Source organism: Pseudoalteromonas sp. 78C3, assembly GCF_002836695.1.
Lineage (GTDB): Bacteria > Pseudomonadota > Gammaproteobacteria > Enterobacterales > Alteromonadaceae > Pseudoalteromonas > Pseudoalteromonas arctica.
In genome coordinates this window covers 1-6,969 of record NZ_PJAV01000003.1, presented here as the reverse complement: position 1 = coordinate 6,969, position 6,969 = coordinate 1, and the positions used below count along the sequence as shown (strand labels likewise).

Annotated in this window: 6 protein-coding genes; all 6 read right to left on the bottom strand. The window is 38.3% G+C overall.

The window, feature by feature from the left end:
* Nucleotides 1–75 precede the first annotated feature (75 nt).
* A complete protein-coding gene (locus CXF76_RS00075) occupies nt 76–1,035 on the bottom strand; it encodes a sugar-binding transcriptional regulator (RefSeq protein WP_101162738.1) in 960 nt (319 codons plus the stop codon).
* Nucleotides 1,036–1,283: 248 nt separating this feature from the next.
* Complete coding sequence (locus tag CXF76_RS00070; protein WP_007377154.1) at nt 1,284–2,285, bottom strand: ABC transporter ATP-binding protein; 1,002 nt, start codon at nt 2,283–2,285, stop codon at nt 1,284–1,286.
* A 10-nt stretch (nt 2,286–2,295) separates the two neighbouring features.
* Entirely contained in the window at nt 2,296–3,126 is an 831-nt protein-coding gene (locus CXF76_RS00065; RefSeq protein WP_024589367.1) for a carbohydrate ABC transporter permease, read from the bottom strand.
* Nucleotides 3,127–3,128: 2 nt separating this feature from the next.
* Nucleotides 3,129–4,001 carry a carbohydrate ABC transporter permease gene (locus CXF76_RS00060; protein WP_002960879.1) on the bottom strand — a complete coding sequence of 291 codons (873 nt, stop codon included), beginning with the start codon at nt 3,999–4,001 and terminating at the stop codon, nt 3,129–3,131.
* Between the two features lie 146 nt (nt 4,002–4,147).
* Nucleotides 4,148–5,452, bottom strand: coding sequence for an ABC transporter substrate-binding protein (locus tag CXF76_RS00055; RefSeq protein WP_101162737.1), 1,305 nt, complete (start codon nt 5,450–5,452; stop codon nt 4,148–4,150).
* 151 nt (nt 5,453–5,603) lie between these two features.
* Nucleotides 5,604–6,932, bottom strand: coding sequence for a hypothetical protein (locus tag CXF76_RS00050; protein WP_101162739.1), 1,329 nt, complete (start codon nt 6,930–6,932; stop codon nt 5,604–5,606).
* Nucleotides 6,933–6,969: the final 37 nt, after the last annotated feature.

Sequence of the window (6,969 nt, the reverse complement as noted above, 5' to 3'; positions counted from 1 at the left end):
GACGGTATCGGACATTAAGTGATTTTATTACAATAACAGGTATTACTAATACAGATACTTTATTTATCAATTTGTTTAATCAATACTTAATAAACGCTCAGCTGTATATTCGTTAGTAATTAATCCACTGATCATGTTTGACCTTACTGCGCCCAAAATGGCTAACACTTTTTCTTCACCAGCAGCTATCGCATAAATCTGTTTTTTAGCATTTGTTTTTAATGGCGTACTTGCTACACGCTGATTAACTGTGCAATCTAAAAGCTTACCGTTTTTATCAAACACCCAACTAATCATTTCACCAACGGCACCAAGATCTTGTAACTCTTTAAGTTCTTGCGCATCAATAAAACCATCTATATGTAATGGCGATTTTTCACCTAAGCTACCAATACCCACAAATGTTACATCGGCATCTTTAGCGAGTTTTAAATTACCGGTAATATTTTGTTGTGCATGTAACTGTTCTTTTTCTTCAATACTTCTTGGTAAAACTGGTAATGGCATTGGGTAATGTTTTGCATTGGTGTGTTCGGCCATTCTTACTACAACATCATAAGGTGAAGCCGATCCATCCAAAGCCATATTACCTAGCATTGCTACAATTTTATGTTGCGGACAATCAACAGTTCTTAGCTCATCTACACATGAACGTAAAACTCGACCGGTTCCCATAGCAAGTACTTTGGGTTGTTCTGATTTTAAATGACGTTCTATTTCAGCCGCGCCAGCTTGAGCCAAACCTAATGTAGACGATGGTTCAGACGGATCGCTCGGTACAACTTCGCACGAATCTAACCCAAAACGGCTTTTTAATTTTTCGGCCAAATCCATACATTTAGCAATCGGGTGGTCAAGTCTAACTTTAATTAATCCTTGGCTCACAGATAATGCGACCATTCTTTGTGCAGATTGACGAGATATATTTAGCTTTTTAGCAATTTCATCTTGTGTGTTACCGCCAACATAATATAACCACCCTGCTCTGGCTGCATCATCTAGCTTTCTAATTTCTGTATTTGATAGCTTTACCACGTAAACCTCTTAAAATAGAAGGAAAACTAAATCCTTATTTTCATTACATAATTTTAATTATATGTGCTGCTATATAAATTATTTTATTAATTTTGGAATATCTATTTATCAATAACGTTTTTGTTATTTATAATTGTAAATATACCATTCCTTAATAAAAAATACCTAGGTTTCATAGGATTATGTAATTAGAATTTAGTTAATAGCACCCTTATAAAGGTGCTATTTAAGGTAATTAAAAATTGGCTTTAGCGAATAGTTAAACCGTTATTATCAAACTTTAATACTTTATCTGCTGGTGCGCTTAGGTAAATACTGTCGCCATATTTTAATGGGCAATCACCATCTGCTTTTACTGTTACGGTCCCTTTGCCTTCAATATTTATATGTAAAAAGCTCTCCGATCCTAAATGCTCAATTACACCTACAGTTCCAGCCCAAGTACCTTGCTCAGTAGAGAGTGTTATATGCTCTGGTCGTATACCAATACAGCTAACATTCGCATCTTCATTTTGTGGAGCATCTATAAAATTCATTTTTGGCGAACCAATAAAACCAGCTACAAATTTGTTTACAGGGTTTTTATAAAGCTCTAAAGGTGTGCCTACTTGTTCAATAATACCGGCATTAAATACCGCGATTCTATCTGCCATTGTCATGGCTTCAACCTGATCGTGTGTAACATAAATCATTGTTGTAGCTAAACTTTTATGTAATTCAGATATTTCTAAACGCATATTTACACGTAATGATGCATCAAGATTTGAAAGTGGTTCGTCAAATAAAAATGCCGAAGGCTGACGTACAATTGCGCGCCCTATCGCTACACGCTGGCGCTGACCGCCCGACAATTGCCCAGGCTTTCGGTCTAAATAATCGGTCAAATTAAGTATTTTAGCGGCATTAGCAATTTTACTTTCGATTTCTGCAGGGCTAACCTTGGCTCTTTTTAAAGGAAAAGCAATATTGTTACGCACGGTCATATGCGGATACAACGCGTAAGATTGAAACACCATTGCTAAGCCTCTTTTTGCAGGCGGTGTTTTTGTAGCGTCAATGCCATCAATTTCTATATTACCACTGGTGGTATCTTCAAGCCCTGCGATCATACGAAGTAATGTAGATTTACCACAGCCTGATGGCCCAACAAATACGATAAACTCACCGTCTTTAATTTCTAAGTCGAGTGGTTTAATTACGTTAACTTCATCAAAGTTTTTAGTGACTTGTTTTAGTGTGATGCTGCCCATGTGTATTCTCCTATTTTACTGCGCCGAAACTTAATCCACGCACTAATTGTTTTTGACTAAACCAACCAAGTATTAAAATTGGCACAATGGCCATGGCAGATGCTGCCGATAACTTAGCGTAAAATAACCCCTCAGGGCTTGAGTAACTGGCAATAAATGCCGTTAAAGGTGCAGCATTTGCAGCGGTTAAAATAAGTGTCCAAAAAGCTTCGTTCCATGACAAAATTACATTTAACAATAGCGTTGAGGCTATACCCGGTAAGGCTATTGGTAATAAAACATGAAATATTTCTTCTCCAATTGTTGCGCCATCCATACGTGAAGCTTCAAGTATTTCGTTTGGTATTTCTCTAAAGTAGGTGTACAACATCCATACCATTATTGGTAAGTTAATGAGTGTCATTACAATTACTAAACCTAATTTTGTATCGAGTAATGCGAAGTCTCGAAACAATAAATAAATCGGAATAAGTACCCCTACTGGCGGTAACATTTTGGTAGAAAGCATCCACATTAATAAATGCTTTGTTTTTTTAGTTTGTACAAAAGCCATAGACCAAGCAGCAGGTACCGCAATTAATAACCCCAGTAAACTTGAACCTAGCGATATAACCACAGAGTTCCAAAAATGGGTAAAGTATGGCGAGCGCGACAGTACATCTCGGTAATTTTCGAGCGTCCAATCAAATGCATATAAGCTTGGGCTTGCTGATATTGCTTCGGCTTCCGTTTTAAAGCTGGTGATTAACGTCCATAAAATTGGAAAGAAAATCATGCCGCTTATTGTCCATGCAGCAATGGTATAAATTAGTTTGGAACGACGGCTATCTTTTATAGTCATAATTAACCCTCCAAGTTTTTGCCAATTAAGCGCATTAAAAATATAGCGACTATATTTGCAATAATAACTGCAACTATGCCCCCTGCCGAACCGCCGCCTACATCAAACTGAAGTAGCGATTGCGTATAAATTAAGTACGTTATATTGGTTGACGAATAACCAGGACCGCCACTAGTTGTGACTAATATTTCAGCAAAAATTGACAGTAAAAATATAGTTTCGATTAATATAACCGCAGTTACAGCGCGCGATAAGTGCGGTAAAACGATGTAAAAAAACTTACTAAATGGGCCAGCTCCGTCCAAATCAGCCGCTTCTAATTGCTCACGGTCGAGTGATTGTATTGCTGTTAGCAGTATTAATGCTGCAAACGGTAACCACTGCCAAGACACAATAATGATGATTGAAAATAATGGCATTTGAGCAAAAAAGTCGATAGGTTCAAAGCCAAGCCAAATTGCAAAGTGTGCAAATAAGCCATTAACTGGGTTCATTAGCATGTTTTTCCATACCAATGCCGACACAGTTGGCATTACAAAAAATGGGGCTAGTACCATAATGCGAACGTAATTTCGTCCCCATATTGCTTGGTCTAGTAAAATAGCTAAGCCAATACCACCACAAATAGTGATAAGTAAAACCCCAGTTACTAGGTAAAGCGTGTTAAAAAATGATTCAAAAAAAGCCGGATCAGTTAGAAAAAACTCATAGTTTAAAAAGCCTACAAACTCTTTATCACCTGGAACGAGTAAGTTGTAATCAATAAATGAAAAATACAGTGTCATACACAGTGGAACTATCATCCAAGCAAGTAATAAAATTACACTAGGAAGAAGCATAAACCGAGCAAGCGTGCGCGAGTTAGTTGTTGCCATAAAGGTGACCTTAAAAAAGCCAATTCTATTTACTTGTTAACTATCAAGTGTAAATCAGAAACCCTTGATAGTGTTTATAACTAACAAGTAAACAGAATTGACATAAAATATTGGGTAAGTTTGAGTACTTACCCGCCCATTACATGCTATTTTGGATAGCGAGCTTTACGCATTGTTCGCTCAACAAGGTGCTGAGACGTACTAAGCGCTTGCTTAACGGTCATTTGGCCAGTTAATGCTGCTGAAAATTGTTGCCCAACAGCTGTACCAATTCCTTGAAACTCAGGAATAGCAACAAACTGAATACCTACATAAGGCACCGGTTTAACGGTTGGATTTTTAGGATCTGCAGATTGAATAGAATCTAAGGTAATTTGTGCAAACGGTGCTGCGTCCATGTACTTTTGATTACTGTAAAGTGATTTACGTGTACCTGGCGGTACTTTTGCCCAACCTTTTTTGTCGGCTACAAGTTGAGTGTATTCTTTAGATGTTGCCCAGCTAATAAATTTCATTGCGGCATCTGGTTTTTTGCTGCTTGCCGGCACGGCTAAAGTCCAAGACCATAACCAGTTACCGCGTTTACCTAGACCGTTATCTGGCGCAAGTGCAAACCCTACTTTATCGGCAACTTCTGAGTCTTTTTTGTTGGTAACAAATGCGCCTGCAACGGTTGCATCAATCCAAATACCACATTTTCCGGTTTGAAAGAGTGCAAGGTTTTCGTTAAAACCGTTTGCAGATGAACCAGCAGGACCAGATTCTTTCATCACATCTACATAATACTGAAGGGTATTATCCCACTCTGGGGTATTAAACTGTGGCTTCCAGTTTTCATCAAACCAACGAGCACCAAACGAATTAGCCATTGATGTAATAAGCGCAACGTTTTCGCCCCAACCTGCTTTACCACGTAGACAAAGGCCATAAACACCTTCTTTTTTATTGGTCATCGCTTTAGCAGCTTTGCGTATAAAGTCCCATGTTGGGGCTTTAGGCATTGTCAGCCCCGCTTTTTCCATTAAATCAGTGCGGTACATAACCATTGAACTTTCACCATAAAATGGTGCAGCATAAAGCTTGTCGTTAATCGTTAAACCACTTCGAATTGCTGGGATTAAATCGTCTAAATCGTAGTTTTCACCTAAATTATCCAGCTCTTTTAGCCAATTTTGTTTGCCCCAAATTGGTACTTCATAAGTACCTATGGTCATAACATCGTATTGTCCGCCTTTTGTTGCTACATCGGTAGTGACACGTTGGCGAAGAATGTTTTCCTCTAGAGTGACCCATTTTAGATCTATATCAGGGTTTTGGCTGGTAAAGTCACTACTTAATTCTTTCATGGTGATCATGTCACCGTTGTTAACAGTCGCTATTGTAATTATTTCTTTTGCCGCAGAGCCCATGCTTATAAAGCCACACGCGAGCATAATTAATTTATTTTTCATCGGGTATTCCCCATACACGTTATGTTTTAATAAGTGCTATTAAATTTCAATCTATTGCCAATTCTATTTATGGCAGTTTTAACGCATAAAACTGCCCGCAAAGTGCTTTTTAGGTCCTTTGTATAAATAGTTAGACTAGTTGGATAATGACTTAAAATTTAACAGATATTTCAGAAGTGAAGCCGTCAAATCCTTTACCGATTTGGCCGCCCGAATTAACACCTTCTTCTTGGTTAACATACTCAACTTTTAAAAGCGTTTTATCGTTAAACCAGTAACCTGCGGCTACTTGAATACGCTCTACTGTGTTGTCTGTTTGTTCAATTAAGTCGGAAGTGTTTTCGGCTTCTGAATAACGAGCCGCTACATATAGCTTTTTAGGGATTAGATATTGTTGTGCTTCAAACACGAAGTACTCAACCGATGAGTCCCCTTCTATTACACTGTTTGAATCAAAAGTAGTGCCATTTTCATCAGCTATGCCGTTTGTACCAAAGTAGGTAATACCGGCAACTGCATTACCAGCGGCATCTGCAAATGTGTAATCATCAGATGATTTACCAACCATAAAGATTAGGCTTGTTTCGTCAGATGGTTGATAAGCTAAATTAAGCTGGATGATTGATTGCTCAAGCCCTGGCATTGCGCCAACGTGAGTGTCACGCTCGTTTGAAGGTGACGCTGAAAAATTATAGTTTTCACCATCGCCAAAGCGATAGTTTGTTGTGGTTACACCATCAAGACTGGCTACGCCGTTTTCAAAACGTAACTGGTCGCCTTGATTCGCTTTTAATAAGTTTAAGCCTGCTTTAAAGCCACCTTCAAATTCTAGAGTACCTTGAAGTCGGTAGTTATAACCTCTGTCTTCTTGAAACGCTTCACCGAAACTTGAAGTCGTAATGTGACCTGTAACATTATAAGCACGTACTACACCACTATCGAAAGTTTCGCTGTAACTTAGCTGTGCGCCGTTTTCTGCGGTTGCGTAATCGGTAATACCATTACCAATAAGTGCATTATTTTGGTTATCTGCGCCGTCTTGAAAACCTTTAAATTGAAATGGTGAGCCACCAATATTACCCAAACGCAGTGTTAAATTTGCGTTTTCTTTTGGTGTGCCATATAGACCTAGTAAGTCAAATTCAACACCTGCAAAATCGTTGTGAAATGAAAAGTCACGATCTTCGCCACCAAAGTCATTAGGCTCTTCTGCAATATCTATATCGGCAGTGATGAACTCGTTAATATGAAATTTAAGCATTAGATTAGCTCTAATACGGCCAAATCCTGATTCTTGTTCTTCATCTTCTGGACGAAATGCGCCGTCTTTAGCTTGAATTGACTGAAAGTTTTGCATTAGTAAAAAGTCTACGTCAACGCGATCTAAATATTCAGAAATATCAGCCTGTGCTGGAGCCGATGTAGCCATAGCTGCCGCTATGAGAGAAATTGCAAATTTAGTCTTTTTATTATTCAACATAATAAGCTCTTTATTTAGTGTGGTGTGTGATGCCAAC

What these genes read in the sequence shown, in the direction of transcription:
- CXF76_RS00070 (WP_007377154.1), bottom strand. Translation starts at nt 2,285, where the DNA reads ATGGGCAGCATCACACTAAAACAAGTCACTAAAAACTTTGATGAAGTT.
- CXF76_RS00055 (WP_101162737.1), bottom strand. Translation starts at nt 5,452, where the DNA reads ATGAAAAATAAATTAATTATGCTCGCGTGTGGCTTTATAAGCATGGGC.
- CXF76_RS00060 (WP_002960879.1), bottom strand. Translation starts at nt 4,001, where the DNA reads ATGGCAACAACTAACTCGCGCACGCTTGCTCGGTTTATGCTTCTTCCT.
- CXF76_RS00065 (WP_024589367.1), bottom strand. Translation starts at nt 3,126, where the DNA reads ATGACTATAAAAGATAGCCGTCGTTCCAAACTAATTTATACCATTGCT.
- CXF76_RS00050 (WP_101162739.1), bottom strand. Translation starts at nt 6,932, where the DNA reads ATGTTGAATAATAAAAAGACTAAATTTGCAATTTCTCTCATAGCGGCA.